The sequence below is a fragment of the Streptomyces sp. NBC_01808 genome (assembly GCF_035917395.1).
Taxonomy (GTDB): Bacteria; Actinomycetota; Actinomycetes; order Streptomycetales; family Streptomycetaceae; genus Streptomyces.
The window spans coordinates 6514182-6531939 of sequence record NZ_CP109072.1; the positions used below are offsets into that span (position 1 = coordinate 6514182).

Consider the following 17758-nt stretch of genomic DNA (forward strand, 5'->3'; position numbering starts at 1 on the left):
CCCCATGCGGTCGCGTACGGCGCGGGCGTCGGGGGACGCCGATCGCGAGTGGGCCCGGCACTGGCGCTACACCAGCCTGCCCGGCCTCGACCTGCTGCGCGCCCGCTACGTCGGGCACACCTTCCCCACCCACTCCCACGACGGCTACGTCTTCGGCGCCGTCACCGCCGGGGTGGAGGCCGTCGGCATGCCGGACGGCACGCTCCTCGCCGGCCCCGGCACCGTCGTCATGATCAACCCCGAGGTGCCGCACACGGCCCGCGCGGGCGCCGCGGAGGGCTGGTCGTACGCGACGCTCTACCCGACGGCGGGCCTGGTCGCCGAGGTGGCGGCGGAGGTCACCGCCATCGGCGGCACCGCGGGCTTCGGCGAGACCATGGTCGACGACCCCGGCGGCGCCCGCCTCATCACCGAGGTGCACCGCGCCGCGGAGGAGGACAACCCGCTGGCCGCCGACAGCGTGCTGCGCGTCGTGCTGGCCCGCCTGCTGCGCCGCCACGGCGCGCGGCTCCCGGGGCGCGTGGTGGCGTCCGCGGGCGCGCGGACCGCGGCGCGGGCGCGGGCGGTGCTGTACGAGCGGATGGCAGCGCCGCCGACGCTGGAGGCGCTGGCGGCGGAGCTGGGCACGTCCCCGTTCGCGCTGCTGCGGGCCTTCAAGGAGGCGTACGGCACGCCGCCGCACCGCTGGCTGACCGACGCCCGGGTACGGCGCGCGCGGCGGCTGCTGGACGAGGGGCTGCGGCCGTCGGAGGCGGCGGTGACCGTGGGGTTCACCGACCAGCCGCATCTGAACCGGCACTTCACCCGCATCGTGGGCGTGCCTCCGGGCGCGTACCAGCGGGAGCGGGCGGGCTGAGCGGTCCGGGTGTCGCGGGACTGCGCGTCACGGGGTTGCGTGGGCAGGGCCGCGTGGGCAGGGTCGCGCAAGAACGTACAAGACCGGTCGGACCCCGGCCGCATAACGTCCGGCGCATGGCCACAGAAGCACAGCCTCCGTCCACCGCAGATCCTGCGCCCGAGGACCGCGCCGCCCTGCGCGACGGGCTCGGGGTCGGGGTCGCCGTCGGGCTCTCCGGGTTCGCGTTCGGCGTCACCGCGGCCGGCGCCGGGCTCAGCGCCGCGCAGGCGTGCACCATGAGCCTGCTGATCTTCACCGGCGCCTCGCAGTTCGCCCTCGCCGGTGCGGTGGCCGCGGGCGGCAGCCCCTTCGCCGCCGCGGCCGGGGCCTTCTTCCTCGGCGTACGGAACGCGTTCTACGGGCTCCGTCTCGCCCCCATGCTCCGGCTGCCCCGCGCGCTGCGGCCGCTGGCCGCCCAGTGGATCATCGACGAGACGGCCGTCGTCACCATCGCCCAGCCCACCCGCCGCGCCCAGCGCATCGGCTTCGTCGTCACCGGCCTCACCCTGTACGTCTGCTGGAACGTCACCACCCTCGTCGGCGTGCTCGGCGCCGAGGCGATCGGCGACACCGCCGCCTGGGGCCTCGACGCCGCCGGGCCCGCGGTGTTCCTGGCGCTGGTGGGGCCGATGCTGACCGGGACCGTGGAGCGGGCCACCGCCCTCGTCGCTGTCGCGCTCGTCCTCGGCACGCTGCCGGCGCTGCCCGCCGGGACGCCGGTGCTCGTCGCCGCGCTCGCGGCGCCGCTGGTGCTGGCGCTGCACGGGAGGGGCACGCGCGGGCGCGCGCAGGGTGACCCCCCGGACGGTGCGGACGGTACGGACGGCGCGGGCGCGCACGAGGCGGAGGGTGCAACGTGACCACCTGGCTTGCGATCGGGCTGACCTTCGCCGGCTGCTACGCGGTCAAGCTGCTCGGCCTCTCCGTGCCCTCGGGCGCCCTGGAGCGCCCGCTCGTACGGCGCCTGGCCGCCCTGCTGCCCGTCGCCCTGCTGGCGGCGCTCACCGCGCAGCAGACGTTCGCCGACGGCACCGCGCTGGTCCTCGACGCCCGCGCTGCGGGGCTCGCGGCGGCCGGCGCCGCGCTGCTGCTGCGGGCGCCGTTCCTGGTCGTGGTGGCCGCCGCGGTGGTCGTGACCGCGGCGGTACGGGCCGTGGCCGGCTGACGACCCCGGGGCGTGCGCGGGCCGACTAGGGCCCGTGCCCGCGCACGCCCCGGCCTCCCCTGCCCGCCCCGTACGCCCCCACACCGCCCGCGCGCCCTCAGATCCGCCCGTACGCCCGCAGCGTCAGCAGCGCGTCCAGCGTCGCCAGCGGCCGCGCCTCCAGCTCCGCCCCCGGCGACCACCGCCGCCACGCCACCGGCCAGCCGCCGTCCGCCCGCTGGTTCGCCGCCAGGAAGTCCAGCGACCGCGCCATCTCCGCGTCGCTGAACCACCGCCGCGCCAGCGACGCCGGCCGCCGGGCGAAGTCGTGCGGGTGGTGGTGCTCGCCCGGCGCGTGGCCTTCCGCGGCCGGTTCCGCGTCCGCCAGGGCCGGGTCCAGCAGCACCAGCCGCTCGGCGCGCACCAGCCGGCCCAGCCGGTCCGCGGCGGCCTCGGCGCGCCGCCGGTCCGGCACGTGGTCGAGGAAGGCGACCGCGGCCTCCGCCTCGTACGGACGGCTGCCGCGCAGCGTCTCCACGGCGTGCCAGCAGAAGTCGGTGGCGCGGAAGAGCCAGGCGTGCCAGATGTCGTTGCGGTGCAGCAGCCCCACGACCGGCGCGGTGGTCAGCAGCGCGCTCGGCGGGTCCGCGGGCACCGGCAGCCACGGCGCGGCCGGGTAGCCGCGCAGCGACGGGTGCACGGCGGGCAGGGCGCCGTCCTGGTTGGAGACGGCGGTCAGGTAGCGGCAGACGTCCTCCGCCCGGCGGCCGGTGCAGCGGCCGAGGGAGTCGAGGACCCGCAGCGCGTGCGCGGTGTGCAAGGGCTGGCTGCCGGGGCCGCGCAGGTCGGGGTCCAGGGCGTGCCCGTAGCCGCCGTCGGCGTTCCGGTACGCCTCCAGCGCCTTCTCCACCCCGTCCGCGTCGGCGGCGCCGGGCACGAAGTGGTGCGCGAACCGGCGCTGCTCCAGCACACGGGCGGTCAGCCAGATGAACTCTGCGGCGCGGACCTGAGGGGAGTCAGCCATGGGGCGACGTTACGAGCACGGCGGGGCCGACCGGGAGGCCAACGGGCCGGGAGCACTCTCAGGTGCACGTACGCGCGGGATAATGGACGCATGCGGTTGACGGTCTTCTGGCAGCGGATGCGCGACTACTTCGGCGAGCCCTACGTCGACTCCTTCGCCCGCGACCACGTGATGTCCGAGCTGGGCGGGCGAACGGTCCGCGAGGCGCTGGACGCCGGGTGGGACGCGCGCGACGTCTGGCGAGGGGTGTGCGCGGCGATGGACATCCCGGCGGAGATGCGCTGACGCCGCCGAGGCGGACGTCGGCCACACTGTTCGTCCATGGCTCCATCATCGGCTGCTTCCGACGGCACCGCTCGCGCACGTGAGACACCGCCCGTCCCGGACGCCCGCACCGCCCCGGACGCCCAGGACGCCCCGTCCACGCCCGGCACGCCCCCGGGCGACGGCACCCCGCCCGCGAGCCCCCGCGAGCGCATGCCCCCCTGGCTGCCCCGCGCGATCGTCCTCGCGCTGGCCCTGTTCGCCTGCTTCCACGTCGCCGAGTGGGCCTTCCACGAGCTGTACGGGCTGCTGCTCAACATCCTGGTGGCCTTCTTCATCGGGCTGGCCTGCGAGCCCGCGGTCGACCGGCTCGCCGCCCGCGGCATCCGCCGCGGCGCCGCCACCGCGCTGGTCTTCCTCGGGGTGCTGGTGGCCGCCGCCGCGTTCGTCGCCGCCCTCGGCTCGCTGGTCGCCGACCAGGTCCGGCTGATCGTCGAGAACTTCCCGGCCTACGTCGAGTCCCTCGTCGAGTGGATCAACGAGCAGTTCGGCACCGAGCTGCGCGTCGACGACCTCCAGCAGGACTTCCTGAAGTCCGAGGTCGTACGCGACTACCTGCAGCGCAGCGCCGACAACGTATGGGGCATCTCCACCACCGTCCTCGGCGGCCTCTTCACCGCGCTGACCGTGGTGCTGTTCGCCTTCTACTTCACCGCCGAGGGCCCGCGGCTGCGCCGCGCGATCTGCTCCGTACTGCCGCCGGCGCGGCAGGCCGAGGTGCTGCGCGCCTGGGAGATCGCGGTCGCCAAGACCGGCGGCTACCTCTACTCGCGCGGCCTGATGGCCATCGTCTCGGGCATCGCCCACTACATCGCGATGCTGCTGCTGAACGTGCCGTACGCGCCCGCGCTCGCGGTGTGGGTGGGGGTGGTCTCGCAGTTCGTGCCGACCGTGGGCACGTACATCGCCGGGGCGCTGCCGATCCTGCTGGCGTTCACCGTCGGGCCGTGGACGGCGGTGTGGCTGATCGGGTTCGTGATCCTTTACCAGCAGCTCGAGAACTATTTGCTGCAGCCGCGGATCACCGCGAAGACGGTGAACATACACCCCGCCGTGGCCTTCGGCTCTGTCATCGCGGGGGCCGCGCTGCTGGGCGCGGTGGGCGCGTTGATCGCGATCCCGGCGACGGCCACGCTGCAGGCGTTCCTCTCCGCGTACGTACGCCGCTACGAGGTCGACGCCCGGGTCCAGGAGGAGCGCCCCCTGCGGCGACGCGGCCCCGCCCGGCTGGCCCGGATGCGCGCGCTGCTGCGCCACCCCGGCGCACCACCCGGCGCGAACCCCGGACGGGAGGCCGCGGAGTCCGGCGACGCACCCCGCGCGCCCTAACCGCCCCCCTGCACGCCGTCCTCCGGGGCCGTGCGCGGCACCGCGATCGTCACCCGGAGCCCCTCCGGCTCGTTGCGTTCATACGAGATACGTCCCCCGCCCGCCGTCAGCAGCGCCCGGGCGATGGACAGACCCAGACCCGAGCCGGAGACGTTCTGATGCCGTCCGCTGCGCCAGAAGCGGTCGCCGATGCGGCCCAGCTCCTCGTCGGTGAGCCCCGGCCCGCCGTCGGCGACGGCGACCGTCACCTCGTCACCGGCCGTGTCCACCCGCACCTCCACCTCGCCGCACCGCGGCGAGAACTTCACGGCGTTGTCCACCACCGCGTCCAGCGCGCTGGACAGCGCCACCTCGTCCGCCCAGCCGGTCACGGCCGGGGCGCCGGACAGGAACAGCCGTACGTCCTGTCCCTCGGCCAGCGGACGCCAGCTCGCGACCCGCTCCGCCGCCAGCCGGGCCACGTCGGTCACCCGCAGGTCGGCGGGGGAGTGCTCGGCCAGCGCCAGATCCAGCAGGTCGTCCAGCACCCGGGCCAGCCGGGTGCCCTCCGCCTGCACCGACTCGATCTCCGCCGCGGCCTGCGGCGCCTCCAGGCGCAGCAGCTCGATGCGCAGCAGCAGCGCGGACAGCGGGTTGCGCAGTTGGTGGGAGGCGTCCGCGACGAAGGTGCGCTGCTGCTCCAGGACCATCTCGACGTTGTCGGCCATCTCGTTGAAGGACCCCGCGAGCCGGCGCAGCTCCGGCGGCCCGCCGGCGGCGGCGACGCGGGACTTCAGCCGGCCGGTGGCGATGTCGTGGGCGGCCTTGTCGAGCACGCGCACGGGCCTGAGCACCCAGCCGGTCAGCCGGTACGCCGCCGCCACCGCGACCGTCATCGCGGCGGTGATGCCCGCTCCGAGCCAGAGCCAGCCGGTGAGGGTGCGCGAGCGCATGGCCCCGGTGGGCGAGTCGGTGACCACGACGGCGACCACGTCCCCGTCCCGCACGACCGGGGAGGCGACCGTCAGCCGGTCGTCCTGCCAGGGCCAGACCTGCGGGGGATCGTGGCTGCGGCGGCCCGCCAGGGACTCCGAGAAGGCCCGGTCGCCCTCGGCGCGGGCCATGGCCCGCCAGCCGGCGGGGGCGGCGGCCATCGCGGAGCGGTCGCGGTAGTAGACGCCGGCGCGGATGCCGTAGAGGTCGTGATACCGGTGCAGCTCCTCCTGGAGCGCGCGCAGCCGCTCGTCCTCGGCCGGCGGGCGGGCCTCGTTGCGGGAGGCGACGTACTGCGCGAGGGAGGCGAAGCGGGCGGTGTCGTCGATCCGGTCCACGATCACGCGCTGCTGCTCCTGCCCGGCGATGCGGTCGGCCAGCGGGAAGCCGAGCGCGAGCAGCACGCCGGCCATGAGCACGATGAGCAGGGGGAGCAGGCGGGTACGCATAGGGAGCGGGCCTCAGCCGGCCGGCGGGGGCACGAGGCGATAGCCGACGCCGCGCACGGTCTCGATGAGCGCGGGCAGGCCGAGCTTGCTGCGCAGGGAGGCGATGTGGACCTCCAGGGTCCGGCCCGTACCCTCCCAACTGCTGCGCCACACCTCGCTGATGATCTGCTCCCGCCGGAACACCACCCCGGGGCGCGCCGCGAGCAGCGCGAGCAGGTCGAACTCCTTGCGGGTGAGCTGCACTTCCGCGCCGCCGACGCTCACCCGGCGGGAGTGGGGCTCCAGCGTCACGGGGCCCACGACCAGCGGTGCCGCGGGCTCGTCGGCCCGCTCGCCGGCCGCGGCAGGACCCGCGCCGCCGGGCCCCGCGGCGGGCTCCGGCTCCGCCGCCGCGGTGCGCCGGGCGACGGCGTGCACGCGCGCGAGGAGTTCGCCCGTGTCGTACGGCTTGACGACATAGTCGTCGGCACCCAGGTTGAGACCGTGGATCCGGGACCGGACGTCGGAGCGCGCGGTCACCATGATCACGGGAGTGCCGGTCAGCTTGCGGATGCGTCCGCACACCTCGAAGCCGTCCTGGTCGGGCAGCCCCAGGTCCAGCAGGACCACGTCGAACGGCGCCAGCTCGCTGTGCAGCAGCTCCTGCAGCGCCTCCTGGCCGCTGTGGGCCATGCCCACCTCGAAGCCGTGCCGGGCCAGCACCGCGGAGAGCGCGGTGGCCACGTGGTCGTCGTCCTCGACGAGCAGCAGCCTCATCGACCCTCCCGTTCCCTCTCTCGCGTATCGTCTCAGCCCGCACACGAATACAGGCGGATACGGCCCTGCCGCGTCAAGTCCGGCCAGGTCACCCAGCGGTTTCCGTTGTGTGACAGGTACGGAGAGCGGCGTCCCGATTCCACCCATTGTGTCCGATTGCAGCCGGATCGTTATGCTCAATTTCCCCTCAGATGTGATGACGCTGGTCGCGGCTGCTCACTAAGGTCCAGGCAACCGAAAAGGACGGAGCAAGACGCGGATGACCGAGGTTTCGACGGCCAAGGACGCCGTCCCGGCGGCGGGCGAACCGCTGGTCGTGCTGGACAACGTCAACAAGCATTTCGGTGCGCTGCACGTGCTCCAGGACATCGACCTGACGATCGCGCGCGGCGAGGTCGTCGTCGTCATCGGGCCGTCCGGGTCCGGTAAGTCCACGCTGTGCCGCGCGATCAACCGGCTGGAGCCCATCGACTCCGGCCGCATCACCCTGGACGGCAAGCCCCTGCCCGCCGAGGGCCGTGAGCTGGCGAAGCTCCGCGCCGACGTGGGCATGGTCTTCCAGTCCTTCAACCTCTTCGCCCACAAGACCGTGCTGCAGAACGTGGTGCTCGGGCAGGTCAAGGTCCGCAAGAAGGACAAGGCGGCCGCGGAGACCTCCGCCAGGGCCCTGCTCGACCGGGTGGGCGTCGGCAACCAGGCGGACAAGTACCCGGCGCAGCTTTCCGGCGGCCAGCAGCAGCGGGTGGCCATCGCCCGCGCGCTGGCGATGGAGCCCAAGGTGATGCTCTTCGACGAGCCCACCTCGGCGCTCGACCCCGAGATGATCAACGAGGTGCTGGAGGTAATGCAGCAACTCGCCCGGGACGGTATGACTATGGTCGTCGTCACACACGAGATGGGCTTCGCCCGCTCGGCGGCGAACCGGGTGGTCTTCATGTCCGACGGCCAGATCGTCGAGGAGACGACGCCCGACCAGTTCTTCACCAACCCTCGCAGCGACCGGGCGAAGGACTTCCTGTCGAAGATCCTGCACCACTGAGCTGCCGGCAACACACCAGACAGAAGGATGCTCACCATGAATCTTCGCAAGGTCAGCGCGGCCGCTGCCTGCGCACTCGCCCTCTCCGTCACCGCGGCCGCGTGCGGCTCCGACGACGACAGCGGCGACAACGGTGACGGCGGCGGTGGCAAGGACTCCATCACCATCGGCATCAAGTTCGACCAGCCCGGCCTCGGCCTGAAGGAGCCCGACGGCTCGTACTCGGGCTTCGACGTGGACGTCGCCACGTACGTGGCCAAGGAGCTCGGCTACTCCGAGGACCAGATCGAGTGGAAGGAGGCGATCAGCGCCGACCGCGAGACCATGCTGGAGCGCGGCGACGTCGACATGATCGCCGCCACCTACTCGATCACCGAGGAGCGCGAGCAGAAGGTCGACTTCGCGGGCCCGTACCTGCTGGCCCACCAGGACCTGCTGATCCGCGCCGACGACGACATCACCAAGGGCGAGGACCTCAACGGCAAGACCCTCTGTTCGGTCACCGGCTCCACCTCGGCGCAGAACGTCAAGGACACCATCGCGCCCAAGGCCCAGCTCGCCGAGCGCCCCGGCTACTCCGAGTGCCTCGACGCCGTCGCCAACGGCCAGATCGACGCCCTGACCACCGACGACTCCATCCTCGCCGGCTACGCCGCCCAGGAGGCCAACAAGGGCAAGTTCAAGCTCGCCGGGCTGAACCTGAGCAACGAGAACTACGGCGTCGGCATCAAAAAGGGCGACGAGAAGATGAAGACCGACATCGACGCCGCCCTGGAGAAGATGGTCTCCGACGGCTCGTGGGAGAAGTTCATGGACGCCAACCTCGGCCCCGCGAACTACGACTTCGAGCCCGCGCCGAAGATCGGCGACATCAAGCAGTGACCCCGCCGCACCGCCGCCCCGGCGGCGGTGCGACCGCACTGTCAGAGCGGTGGTGTGCCGCCCGGCCCGGGTGGGACACCACCGCGTCCACTTAAGGCGAGAGCGCTGGACTGACGTTGGACATCATCTCCGATTACGACACACAGATTCTGGACGCGTTCTGGGTCACCGTGAAACTGACCCTGCTGTCGGGTCTGTTCTCCCTCATCTGGGGAACGATCCTGGCGGCCATGCGGGTCAGCCCCGTCCCGCTCATGCGGGGCTTCGGCACCGTCTACGTGAACGTCATCCGGAACATTCCCCTGACGGTCATCATCGTCTTCTGCGCCCTCGGCCTCTCCGACGTGTTCGGCGTCACCCTGGGTGCCGGCATCGACTTCGACGCCAAGTTCTTCCGGCTGGCGGTGCTCGGGCTGTCCGCGTACACCGCCGCGTTCGTCTGTGAGGCGCTGCGCTCGGGCATCAACACCGTGCCCGTAGGACAGGCGGAGGCCGCCCGGGCCATCGGTCTGAGCTTCACCCAGGTCCTCGGGCTCATAGTGCTGCCCCAGGCATTCCGGTCGGTCGTCGGCCCGCTCACCAACGTCCTCATCGCGCTCACCAAGAACACCACGGTGGCGGCGGCCATCGGCGTCGCCGAGGCGGCCCTGCTCATGAAGGAGATGATCGAGAACGAGGCGCAGCTCCTCCTCATCTCGGCGATCTTCGCCCTCGGCTTCATCGTGCTGACCCTGCCGACCGGGCTCCTCCTCGGCTGGGTCGGCAAGAAGGTGGCGGTCAAGCGATGAGCTCCGTTCTCTACGACGCCCCCGGCCCGAAGGCCAAGCGGCGCAACGTCGTCTACACCGTGCTCTTCGTCGCCGTGCTGGCGCTCGGCGTGTGGTGGGTCATCGACAAGCTGAACGAGAAGAACCAGCTCGAATGGGCGCTGTGGAAGCCGTTCTTCACGGATTCCCAGGCATGGACCACGTACCTGCTGCCGGGCCTCGGCGAGACGCTGAAGGCGGCCGGGCTCTCGCTCCTCATCGCGCTGCCGCTGGGCGCGCTCTTCGGCATAGCGCGGCTGTCCGACCACGCGTGGGTACGGGTGCCGGCGGGTGCGGTCGTGGAGTTCTTCCGCGCCATCCCCGTGCTGCTCCTGATGCTGTTCGCGAACCAGTTCTACTCCGAGTACACCGACATCAGCAGTGACCAGCGTCCCCTGTACGCCGTCGTCACCGGGCTCGTGCTCTACAACGCCTCCGTGCTCGCCGAGATCGTCCGCGCGGGCATCCTCTCCCTGCCCCGCGGGCAGACCGAGGCCGCCAAGGCCGTCGGCCTGCGCAAGGGCCAGATGATGGGCTCCGTACTGCTGCCGCAGGCCGTCACGGCGATGCTGCCGGCAATCGTCAGCCAGCTCGTCGTCATCGTGAAGGACACCGCGCTCGGCGGCGCGATGATCGGCTTCAGCGAACTGCTCGTCGAGCGGCGCACGCTCGCGTCCAACTACTCCAACGTGTTCGCCAGCTTCATCGTCGTCGCGGCGATCTACGTCGTCGTGAACTTCATCCTGACGTCGCTGGCGAGCTGGCTGGAGCAGGTCGTCCGGCGCGGCAAGCGGACCACCGGCGCGGTGGTCGGGGTCGCGGAGGTCGACGACCTGAGCACCGGCGCCGTAGGCGGCGGGGTGGGTATCGCGTCCGGCGGGGTCCCTCCTTCGGTCCTCAAGGGCGATGCCGATCCCGGTGGCGGGGGCGGTCGCGGAGGCGTCGGTAAGTAGCTCGAAGGTAGCCCGAGGGGGCGGCCGGAAGCCCTCGGCTTGACTGCGGTGTGCGGCAGTGGGTTGCATACCCCCTGTGATCGCGCACCGGGCTCCCCACCCCTTAGTACGTAGGCACCATGGCGCCGGAGGCGCATCACCGTGGACCCGGTGATCATCGTCGGGGCGGGCCCGGTCGGGCTCGCCCTGTCGTTGGCTCTGGCACGGCACGCGGTCCCCACCGTCCTCCTCGACGACCGGCCCGCCGGCGACGCCGAGGAGGACGGCAGGCCCGCGGGCCCGCGCCCGGCCCGTACCGCCGTGCTGCGCCCGCACACCACCGCGTTCCTCGACCGCCTCGGCGCCGCGGAGGCCCGCGAGTGCGGCGCCGCGCTCGCCGGCTGGCGCGTGCTGCGCGGCGGCCGGACGCAGGTGCGGGTGGAGTTCGGCGAGGCCGCGGGACCCGCCCCGCTGCACGTCGCGCAGTCCGCCCTGACCACCACCCTGGCGGCGCTCGCCGACAACTCCCACCACGTGGAGGTCTTCCGCGGCAGCCGGCTGACGGAGCTGACGCAGGAGCCGTACGGCGTCAACGTCCGCACCCGGGCCGGGACCTGGTGGCGCGGGAGCTGGCTCGTCGGCTGCGACGGCGCCCGGTCGACCGTGCGCAAGCTGCTGGAGGTGCCGTACGCCGGCCGCACGGCCGTCGAGCGGCACGCTGTCGCCGCGGTACGGGCCGACCTGCCCTGGCCCGGCGAGGGCGTGCTGTACCGCGGCGCCCCGCGCAGCGGACCCGGCGCCGAGTGCGTCGCCAGGCCGCTCGGCGACGACCGGTGGCGGCTGGACTGGCTGCTTCCGCCCGGCGGCGGCGTCGTCACCCCGGAGGCCCTCGTCGCGCGGCTGGAGGCCACCCTGCGCGTCTGGACCGGCACCCGCCATCCGTCGTACGAACTCCTCGACACCGGCGTGCACACCGTCCACCACCGGCTCGCCCGCCGCTGGCGCCGCGGCCGCACGCTGCTCGCCGGCGACGCCGCGCACCTCGTCGGCTCGCTGGGCACCCAGCAGCTCGACGAGGGCCTCGCCGACGCCGAGAACCTCGCCTGGAAGCTCGGCCGCGTCTGGCACCAGGCAGGACGCGACGACTCCGGCGACGACCTCGTCGACACCTACGTCACCGAGCGCCGCGGCGCGATCAGCGCCCGGCTGCGCGCCGCCGACCAGGTCCGCCCGCTGCTGCGCCGCGCGGGCGGTCTGCGGGCGGCGGTGCGCGGCAAGTCGGCGGCGGAGCTGCTGACGGACGGACACCTGGGCCGGGGCCGGATAGGCGGCCCGCCGGTATACGCCACGGCGCCGACGGGTCTGGACGGGGCGGTGGAGGTGGGCACGGCCCCCGGCGCCCGGGTCGACGACGTCCAAGTGATCGCTCCGGACGGTTGGACGGGCCGGCTCTCCGAACGGCTGGGGGGCGACCCCCTGGTGGTGCTGGTCGCCCCCGGCACCCGGGTCTGGGACCGCAGCCGCTGGCTGCAGGCGGGGCTGATGCCGAAGCTGGTGCGGCTCGTGGGCGAACTCCCCGCCCGCGCCCGGCTGCTGGTCGCGGAGACCTACCCCGGCGCGGCACCGCACACGGTCCTCTACATCCGCCCGGACGGCCATCTGATGGCGGCGCTTGCGGGGGTGCGCGAGGAGTCGATGCGGCTGTGCGCGAACCGGATGCTGGGCCGGCCGGACGACGCGGAGGAGTAGCCGGACGGAGGAGCGGGGACCGAGGAGCAGGACGGGTCCGGGGCCCGGCAGGCGGCTAGAGCCAGCCGGCCGCCGTGTCGCCTTCGGCGACGATGAGGGCCGGGCCCGTCATCTCCACCTCGCCGTCGGGGTGTTCGGTCACCACGAGGCGGCCACCGGGCACATCCACGGTGTACGTCTCCGGGCGGCCCGTCGCCGCCGGGTCCACCCCGTCGCGGCGGGCGGCGGCGACGGCCACCGCGCACGCGCCCGTACCGCACGAGCGGGTCTCGCCCGAGCCGCGCTCGTGGACCCGCATCGCCACGTGCCGCGGGCCGCGGTCCACGACGAACTCCACGTTCACCCCCGTGGGATACGCCGACGCCGGCGCGACCCCCGGCGCCTCGTACAGCCGCCCCGCGTCCGCGAGGTCGGCGACGAACGCCACCGCGTGCGGATTGCCCATGCCGACGTTGCGCGCGGGCCAGCTCCGCTCGCCCACCGTGACCGTCACCTCGGCGTCCGGGCCTGCCGCGAGCGCCGCCCGGCCCATGCCGACCGTGATGTCGCCGTCCTTCGCCAGGTGCACCCGCCGCACCCCCGCGCGCGTGCCGACCGCCAGGTCGCCGCTCTCCACGAGGCCGGCGTGCTGGAGATAGCGGGCGAAGACCCGCACCCCGTTCCCGCACATCTCGGCGACGCTGCCGTCCGCGTTGCAGTAGTCCATGAACCACTCGGCGTCTGCGGCCATCCGCCGCCCCTCCGGGTGCGCGTCGGACCGTACGACCCGCAGCAGGCCGTCGGCGCCGATGCCCGCCCGGCGGTCGCAGAGCCGGGCCACGGCGGCCGGGGACAGGTCGATGAGACCGGCCGGGTCCGGGACGATCACGAAGTCGTTCTCGGTGCCGTGTCCCTTGAGGAAGTGCAGTTGCGCGGTGCTCACTCTGTGATCGTAACCGTCCGCGCCGACAACGCCCCGGCGACGGGGTGGGACCGGGCTCCGGGCGCCGGTCAGCCCAGCCGGGCCACCCGCCAGACGGCCAGCGCGACGACCGCCGCCACCGCCACCGCGTACAGCAGCGCGATCCGCCAGTCCGCCCGCCGCCCCGAGCCGCGTCGCGGCAGCCCCGGCAGCGCCAGCCCCACCCGGCGCGCGGCCATCATGGCCCAGCCGGCGGCGCAGCAACTGATGAGCAGCCCCAGCATCGCCACGACGGGACCGCCGCCGCCGAACTCGAAGGCCAGCGGGAACGCGAACATCAGCGAGCCCAGCGCGGCCAGCGCGACGATGGGGGCGAGCTGCCAGAAGCGGAGCAGCCGCGGCGGACGCAGCTCGCGGAAGGACTCCTGGCCCACAGGCTCCGGCGCGTCGGTGAGATCCCCCGCGAGGTCGTCCGCGGGCTCTGCCACAGGCCCGGCGATCCGGTCGTCCTGCGGCTCCCGTCGACTGTCACGAGGGCCGGCCTCCATAGCCACGTGCCCTCCCAACCTCCGGCGACTTTCAGGCTTCCCAGCTCGCCTCGATGATGGCACGGCGGGGAACAGCCGCAGTGCCACCGAGGCGTCCCGATGCCATGACGTGATCAGCCTGTAACCGACCGTTCGAGTAGGTCACACGCGGTGTCCGGAAGGCGGTCACGGTCGGCCTCCGAGCCGCTGATCCAGTGCACGCGCGCGTCGCGCCGGAACCACGTCTCCTGCCGCCGCGCGAACCTCCTGGTGGCCCTCACGGTCTCGTCCCGGGCTTCCGCTTCCGTGCACTCGCCGGCGAGGAACGCCAGCACCTGCTGGTACCCCAGGGCCCTGGCGGCGGTACGGCCCTCACGCAGCCCTTCCGCTTCCAGCCGCCGCACCTCGTCCACCAGACCGGCCCGCCACATCCGGTGCACGCGCCGCTCGATCCGGTCCGCCAGTTCCGGCCGCGGCACGGCGATGCCGATCTGGACGGTGTCGTAGACCGACTCGTGCGCGGGGAGGCTGGCCGTGAAGGGGCGGCCGGTCAGCTCGATCACCTCCAGGGCCCGGACGATCCGGCGGCCGTTGCCCGGCAGGATCGCGGCGGCGGCGTCCGGGTCGGCGGCGGCGAGGCGCGCGTGCAGCGGCCCCGGCCCCCCGGCCGCCAGCTCAGCCTCCAGCCGGGCGCGGACGTCGGGGTCGGTGCCGGGGAACTCCATGGCGTCGACGGCCCCGCGCACGTACAGCCCGGAGCCGCCGACGAGCACCGCGGTGCGGCCGAGGGCGCCGAGCCTGTCGATCTCGGCGCGGGCCAGGCGCTGGTACGCGGCGACGCTGGCGGTCTCCGTGACGTCCCACACGTCGAGCAGGTGGTGCGGCACGCCCCGCCGCTCCGCGGGCGTCAGTTTGGCCGTGCCGATGTTCATCCCCCGGTAGAGCTGCATCGAGTCGGCGTTGACGATCTCGCCGCCGAGCCGCCGGGCGAGAGCGATCCCCAGCTCGGACTTGCCGGTGGCCGTGGCCCCGACGACCGCGACGACCTGGGGACGGGGGGTGGTCTCTGTCACGCGGCAAGTCTCGCAAACAACGGGACCCCCCTCGAACGAGTGACGTGACGCGGTGTCCTCGGGGTCGTTTGCCGTTCCGAGGTTCCGAACGCCGGTTTACGGACCGGGCCCCCGGGCGGCGCAATGAGCCGCTCCGGACGGCGCGGAATTTCGCCCACACGAGCAGTTATGGAGTTGAGATGGGCGTTTTTGCCAAGCTTCTTCGTCGAGGCGGATCGAGCGGGGAGGGGCAGGCCGCCAAGGAGCCGGTGCCCGCCGCCGAACCGCCGGCCGGGGAGGCCGCGGCGACCGCGGCGCAGCCGGAGGCCACCGAGGAGCCGGCGAACGCGGGGGCCGCGGCCGCCGCGGGGATCCCGAAGCAGCAGTCGGCCGAGGGGGCCGCGGACAGCGACGCGGGCGACGAGGCCCGTAAGTAGGACCCTGGGAGGCGCGCGGCCCCGGACGGGGCCCGCGGCCTCCGGGCTGTCGCGGCTGCGGGCGTCAGGACCAGGTGGCGACGAAGTAACCCACGCCGTACGGCGCCTCGTTGTACAGGAGGGCTCCGCGCAGGGCGGCGTTCTCCGACGCGCCCGCGGCGACCTGCCAGCAGGCGCGGCCCGCGGCCTGCAGATCGGCGGCCAGCTCCGCGTCCAGCGCCGCCAGGGCGGCGGCGTCCGCGGCGCCGAGCGCGCGGGCCGCCCCGGCGTCGAAGCCGGCGGCGCGCTCGTCGTAGTAGCCGGGGGCCTTCTGCGTACGGCGCGCACTGCCGTCGCCCAGCACCAGCAGCGCCACCCGCCCGGCCCGCGTGGCGATCTCCCGGCCCGCCGCCGCGCAGCGCTCGCCCGCCAGCGGCTCGCCGACGCCCAGCCCTTCCACGGGCGCGCCGTTCCACTCCGCCCGCTCCAGCAGCCAGGCGCCCACCGCAAGTGACGGCGGCAGCTCCCGCCCGCCTGGCTCCTGCTCTGCACCGCCGGCCGGCCCGAGCCGGACCGGAAGATCCACGCCGTAGCCCCGGAACGACCCCGCGGCCCCCTGCGGATACGGGCCCCGCCCGGACTCCTCCGCGGGCCCGACGACGACCAGCAGGTCCGGCCGCGCCGCCGCCAGCACCCCCACGGCGTCCATACACGCCGCTCTGAGCGCCTCCAGCTCGCCGGCGGCACCCGAGGCCACCTCGGGCACCAGCAGGGGCGGACACGGGCAGCAGGCGGCGGCGACGAGCATGAGCCGCAGCCTAGCCGCCCCGGCTCCGGCGGCCCCGGCGCGTCCGGCGATCACGGCAGGCCGCACCCGGGGGGAGGCAGGGATCTACGCGCGCGTAGGACGCACGCGGCACCCGCGGGACTGCTCGTAGGGGAAGCAGGGCCGTTCCCGGCGCACCCGGGCGGAGCCGTCAGTGCGCCGCGCAGCCCTGCGCCGCCGGCAGCGGATCCGGGACGCCCACCGTCGGCAGGCCCAGCAGCACGCCCGTGCCGCCCGCCCCGCCCTCGTCGGGCGCCGCCTGCCGCGCCGCCCAGGCGTCGCCGGAGCGCGTGCGGCGTACCGCCCGCGGCGGGGCCTCCGCCAGCAGGTGGTGCGGCGCCGCGTACGTGATCTCGACCGTCGCCATGTCGCCCGGCCGCACCGGCTCCTCCGGCCGCGCGAAGTGCACCAGCCGGTTGTCGGGCGCCCGTCCTGACAGCCGCCGCGTGGCGCCGTCCTTGCGGCCCTCGCCCTCGGCGACCATGACCTCCAGCACCCGGCCGACCTGCTTCTTGTTCTCGCCCCAGGAGATGTCCTCCTGGAGGGCGACCAGCCGCTCGTACCGCTCCTGCACGACCGTCTTCGGCACCTGCCCGGCCATCTCCGCCGCCGGCGTCCCCGGCCGCTTGGAGTACTGGAAGGTGAACGCCTGCGTGAAGCGCGCCTCGCGCACCACGTGCAGCGTCTGCTCGAAGTCCGCCTCGGTCTCGCCGGGGAAGCCGACGATGATGTCCGTGGTGATCGCCGCGTCCGGGATCGCGGCCCGTACCTTCTCGATGATCCCCAGGTACCGCTCCTGCCGGTACGAGCGCCGCATCGCGCGCAGCACCGTGTCCGAGCCGGACTGCAGCGGCATGTGCAACTGCGGCATCACGTTCGGCGTCTCGGCCATGGCCTCGATCACGTCGTCGGTGAAGTCCCGCGGGTGCGGCGAGGTGAAGCGCACCCGCTCCAGGCCCTCGATCCGCCCGCAGGCCCGCAGGAGCTTGCCGAACGCCTGCCGGTCACCGATGTCGGACCCGTACGCGTTGACGTTCTGCCCCAGCAGCGTGATCTCGCTGACGCCTTCGGACACCAGCGCCTCGACCTCGGCGAGGATGTCGCCGCTGCGGCGGTCCTTCTCCTTGCCGCGCAGCGCCGGGACGATGCAGAACGTGCAGGTGTTGTTGCACCCGACGGAGACCGAGACCCACGCGGCGTACGGGCTCTCCCGCCGCGTCGGCAGCGTGGAGGGGAACGCCTCCAGGGACTCGGCGATCTCGACCTGCGCCTCGCGGGCCACCCGCGCGCGCTCCAGCAGCACCGGCAGCTTGCCCACGTTGTGCGTGCCGAAGACGACATCGACGTACGGGGCGCGGCCCACGATCGTGTCGCGGTCCTTCTGCGCGAGGCAGCCGCCTACCGCGATCTGCATGCCGGGCTTCGCGGCCTTCTTCGGCGCGAGCTGGCCGAGGTTGCCGTACAGCCGGTTGTCGGCGTTCTCCCGTACCGCGCAGGTGTTGAACACGACCACGTCCGCGGTGCCGGCGTCCGGCTCCGCGCGGACGTAGCCCGCCTCCTCAAGCAGCCCCGACATCCGTTCGCTGTCGTGGACGTTCATCTGGCAACCGAACGTCCTGACCTCGTACGTGCGCGGCTGTGCGACTTCCTCGGGCATGCCAGCGATCATCCAAACGGCGACGGGGGTTCACGGACGGGCCGCCGGGGGCGGCCCGTCCGTCAGTCTACGACT

Annotated in this window: 19 protein-coding genes; 11 read left to right on the top strand and 8 right to left on the bottom strand. The window is 73.8% G+C overall.

Features of this window, described 5'->3' with window-relative positions; genetic code table 11:
* The first annotated feature begins 4 nt into the window (after nt 1–4).
* From OG946_RS28765 to OG946_RS28775, 3 genes are all read left to right on the top strand, one after another.
* The gene (locus OG946_RS28765; protein WP_326798874.1) at nt 5–856 is read left to right on the top strand and encodes an AraC family transcriptional regulator; all 852 of its coding nucleotides are present in this window, start codon (nt 5–7) and stop codon (nt 854–856) included.
* Between the two features lie 116 nt (nt 857–972).
* Nucleotides 973–1758, top strand: coding sequence for an AzlC family ABC transporter permease (locus tag OG946_RS28770; protein ID WP_326798875.1), 786 nt, complete (start codon nt 973–975; stop codon nt 1756–1758).
* Nucleotides 1755–2063 (top strand): AzlD domain-containing protein, encoded by a 309-nt coding sequence (locus tag OG946_RS28775; protein ID WP_047018432.1) that lies wholly within the window; start codon nt 1755–1757, stop codon nt 2061–2063. Before OG946_RS28770 ends, OG946_RS28775 begins: the two co-directional genes overlap by 4 nt.
* A gap of 97 nt (nt 2064–2160) precedes the next feature.
* Here OG946_RS28775 and OG946_RS28780 read toward each other — a convergent pair whose 3' ends face one another.
* Nucleotides 2161–3066 (bottom strand): hypothetical protein, encoded by a 906-nt coding sequence (locus OG946_RS28780; protein ID WP_326798876.1) that lies wholly within the window; start codon nt 3064–3066, stop codon nt 2161–2163.
* Nucleotides 3067–3156: 90 nt separating this feature from the next.
* Here OG946_RS28780 and OG946_RS28785 point away from each other — a divergent pair, with 90 nt between their 5' ends.
* Together OG946_RS28785 and OG946_RS28790 are read left to right on the top strand one after the other, a co-directional pair.
* A complete protein-coding gene (locus OG946_RS28785; RefSeq protein WP_027752675.1) occupies nt 3157–3351 on the top strand; it encodes a DUF3046 domain-containing protein in 195 nt (64 codons plus the stop codon).
* A gap of 192 nt (nt 3352–3543) precedes the next feature.
* Nucleotides 3544–4719, top strand: coding sequence for an AI-2E family transporter (locus OG946_RS28790; protein ID WP_326800392.1), 1176 nt, complete (start codon nt 3544–3546; stop codon nt 4717–4719).
* On the opposite strand, the gene OG946_RS28795 is transcribed toward OG946_RS28790, so the two are convergent.
* Nucleotides 4716–6140 (bottom strand): HAMP domain-containing sensor histidine kinase, encoded by a 1425-nt coding sequence (locus OG946_RS28795; RefSeq protein WP_326798877.1) that lies wholly within the window; start codon nt 6138–6140, stop codon nt 4716–4718. The genes OG946_RS28790 and OG946_RS28795 overlap by 4 nt on opposite strands.
* A 12-nt stretch (nt 6141–6152) precedes the next feature.
* The gene (locus OG946_RS28800) at nt 6153–6896 is read right to left on the bottom strand and encodes a response regulator transcription factor (protein WP_326798878.1); all 744 of its coding nucleotides are present in this window, start codon (nt 6894–6896) and stop codon (nt 6153–6155) included.
* A gap of 259 nt (nt 6897–7155) precedes the next feature.
* On the opposite strand from OG946_RS28800, the gene OG946_RS28805 reads away from it, so the two are divergent.
* From OG946_RS28805 to OG946_RS28825, 5 genes are all read left to right on the top strand, one after another.
* Complete coding sequence (locus OG946_RS28805) at nt 7156–7935, top strand: amino acid ABC transporter ATP-binding protein (protein ID WP_326798879.1); 780 nt, start codon at nt 7156–7158, stop codon at nt 7933–7935.
* Between the two features lie 36 nt (nt 7936–7971).
* Nucleotides 7972–8817: a glutamate ABC transporter substrate-binding protein gene (locus OG946_RS28810; protein WP_326798880.1), complete on the top strand. Its 846-nt coding sequence runs from the start codon at nt 7972–7974 to the stop codon at nt 8815–8817.
* A gap of 116 nt (nt 8818–8933) precedes the next feature.
* Nucleotides 8934–9605, top strand: a complete 672-nt coding sequence (locus OG946_RS28815; protein WP_326798881.1) for an amino acid ABC transporter permease — start codon at nt 8934–8936, stop codon at nt 9603–9605.
* Entirely contained in the window at nt 9602–10576 is a 975-nt protein-coding gene (locus OG946_RS28820) for an amino acid ABC transporter permease (protein WP_326798882.1), read from the top strand. Before OG946_RS28815 ends, OG946_RS28820 begins: the two co-directional genes overlap by 4 nt.
* 141 nt (nt 10577–10717) lie before the next feature.
* Complete coding sequence (locus tag OG946_RS28825) at nt 10718–12304, top strand: FAD-dependent monooxygenase (protein ID WP_326798883.1); 1587 nt, start codon at nt 10718–10720, stop codon at nt 12302–12304.
* Between the two features lie 55 nt (nt 12305–12359).
* Here the strand turns inward: OG946_RS28825 and dapF are convergent, their stop codons facing one another.
* The 3 genes from dapF to miaA form a co-directional block, all read right to left on the bottom strand.
* Complete coding sequence (dapF, locus tag OG946_RS28830) at nt 12360–13226, bottom strand: diaminopimelate epimerase (protein WP_326798884.1); 867 nt, start codon at nt 13224–13226, stop codon at nt 12360–12362.
* A 68-nt stretch (nt 13227–13294) separates the two neighbouring features.
* Nucleotides 13295–13753 (bottom strand): hypothetical protein, encoded by a 459-nt coding sequence (locus OG946_RS28835; RefSeq protein WP_164716222.1) that lies wholly within the window; start codon nt 13751–13753, stop codon nt 13295–13297.
* Between the two features lie 113 nt (nt 13754–13866).
* Nucleotides 13867–14805 (bottom strand): tRNA (adenosine(37)-N6)-dimethylallyltransferase MiaA, encoded by a 939-nt coding sequence (gene miaA / locus OG946_RS28840; protein ID WP_326798885.1) that lies wholly within the window; start codon nt 14803–14805, stop codon nt 13867–13869.
* Nucleotides 14806–14984: 179 nt separating this feature from the next.
* On the opposite strand from miaA, the gene OG946_RS28845 reads away from it, so the two are divergent.
* Nucleotides 14985–15221, top strand: coding sequence for a hypothetical protein (locus OG946_RS28845; RefSeq protein WP_326798886.1), 237 nt, complete (start codon nt 14985–14987; stop codon nt 15219–15221).
* Nucleotides 15222–15285: 64 nt separating this feature from the next.
* On the opposite strand, the gene OG946_RS28850 is transcribed toward OG946_RS28845, so the two are convergent.
* Both OG946_RS28850 and miaB read right to left on the bottom strand, forming a co-directional pair.
* A complete protein-coding gene (locus tag OG946_RS28850; RefSeq protein ID WP_326798887.1) occupies nt 15286–16008 on the bottom strand; it encodes a class III extradiol dioxygenase subunit B-like domain-containing protein in 723 nt (240 codons plus the stop codon).
* Between the two features lie 169 nt (nt 16009–16177).
* Nucleotides 16178–17683, bottom strand: coding sequence for a tRNA (N6-isopentenyl adenosine(37)-C2)-methylthiotransferase MiaB (gene miaB / locus OG946_RS28855; RefSeq protein ID WP_326798888.1), 1506 nt, complete (start codon nt 17681–17683; stop codon nt 16178–16180).
* Between the last annotated feature and the right edge of the window lie 75 nt (nt 17684–17758).

Coding starts and splice junctions, on each gene's coding strand:
- OG946_RS28765 (WP_326798874.1), top strand. CDS start 5: ATGCGGTCGCGTACGGCGCGGGCGTCGGGGGACGCCGATCGCGAGTGG.
- OG946_RS28770 (WP_326798875.1), top strand. CDS start 973: ATGGCCACAGAAGCACAGCCTCCGTCCACCGCAGATCCTGCGCCCGAG.
- OG946_RS28780 (WP_326798876.1), bottom strand. CDS start 3,066: ATGGCTGACTCCCCTCAGGTCCGCGCCGCAGAGTTCATCTGGCTGACC.
- OG946_RS28785 (WP_027752675.1), top strand. CDS start 3,157: ATGCGGTTGACGGTCTTCTGGCAGCGGATGCGCGACTACTTCGGCGAG.
- OG946_RS28790 (WP_326800392.1), top strand. CDS start 3,544: ATGCCCCCCTGGCTGCCCCGCGCGATCGTCCTCGCGCTGGCCCTGTTC.
- OG946_RS28795 (WP_326798877.1), bottom strand. CDS start 6,140: ATGCGTACCCGCCTGCTCCCCCTGCTCATCGTGCTCATGGCCGGCGTG.
- OG946_RS28800 (WP_326798878.1), bottom strand. CDS start 6,896: ATGAGGCTGCTGCTCGTCGAGGACGACGACCACGTGGCCACCGCGCTC.
- OG946_RS28805 (WP_326798879.1), top strand. CDS start 7,156: ATGACCGAGGTTTCGACGGCCAAGGACGCCGTCCCGGCGGCGGGCGAA.
- OG946_RS28810 (WP_326798880.1), top strand. CDS start 7,972: ATGAATCTTCGCAAGGTCAGCGCGGCCGCTGCCTGCGCACTCGCCCTC.
- OG946_RS28820 (WP_326798882.1), top strand. CDS start 9,602: ATGAGCTCCGTTCTCTACGACGCCCCCGGCCCGAAGGCCAAGCGGCGC.
- OG946_RS28835 (WP_164716222.1), bottom strand. CDS start 13,753: ATGGAGGCCGGCCCTCGTGACAGTCGACGGGAGCCGCAGGACGACCGG.
- OG946_RS28845 (WP_326798886.1), top strand. CDS start 14,985: ATGGGCGTTTTTGCCAAGCTTCTTCGTCGAGGCGGATCGAGCGGGGAG.
- OG946_RS28850 (WP_326798887.1), bottom strand. CDS start 16,008: ATGCTCGTCGCCGCCGCCTGCTGCCCGTGTCCGCCCCTGCTGGTGCCC.
- miaB (WP_326798888.1), bottom strand. CDS start 17,683: ATGCCCGAGGAAGTCGCACAGCCGCGCACGTACGAGGTCAGGACGTTC.